1 protein-coding gene is annotated in these 711 nt (G+C 60.5%); it reads right to left on the bottom strand.

Going from position 1 to position 711, the window contains the following annotated elements; translation table 11 throughout:
- On the bottom strand, nucleotides 1-711 hold a 711-nt coding region (locus tag ACM6G4_RS18685), incomplete at both ends, for an immunoglobulin-like domain-containing protein (protein ID WP_414914306.1).

Raw genomic sequence — 711 nt, forward strand, 5'->3', positions numbered from 1 at the left:
GGTGAGTTCACCGTGATTGTTCAACGGCAGACCGGCTGCGTTGGTCAGGGTCACGGAGTAGGTGACCTGACCGCCTTCAGCAACGGTGGATTTGTCCGCAGTCAGGGTCGCAATCACTTCGCTGACGGTGTCAGTGATGGCCACATTGGCCGCGGTACCGTCGATCACCAGGTTTTCGAAGGCCTTGCCGTCGACGCTGGCCGAGCCGACGGTCAGGCTCAGGTTACTTGGGTCGCTGTAGACGTCGTCGCCCTGCACCGGTGCGGTGTAGATGGCCGACAATTTGCCCGCTTCGATGGTGACGGTGTCGCCATTGCTCAAGGTGACTTTGAGGTCGTGATCGAGTTTCTGGTCGACCTTGACGGTGAAGGTCGGCGCGAGGTTTTCCTGTACGCCGCCATTGCCTTCGATGCTGACGGTGACCTTGTCGCCCTGGCCTGATGGCTCATCGGTGACGGTGGTGTCGACTGTGGTCTGACTCAGGGTCAGTTTTTCGAAGTTATCCGCGCCAGTAACGCTCTCGAGCTTGTTGACGATCGGCGCCTGGCCGCCGGTGAACACGTCGTCGGCAGCGGCGATGGTTGCCGTGCCAGTCGCGGTATTGGCCGCGACGGTGATCTTGGTGCCATCGGAGAGGGTGAATTCCAACGGGCCATGGTTATTAATTGGCAGACCCGCCGCGTTGCTCAGGGTCACGGTGTAGGTGACCTG

The sequence above is a fragment of the Pseudomonas sp. IT-P258 genome, from assembly GCF_949767825.1.
Classification (GTDB): Bacteria; Pseudomonadota; Gammaproteobacteria; order Pseudomonadales; family Pseudomonadaceae; genus Aquipseudomonas; species Aquipseudomonas monachiensis.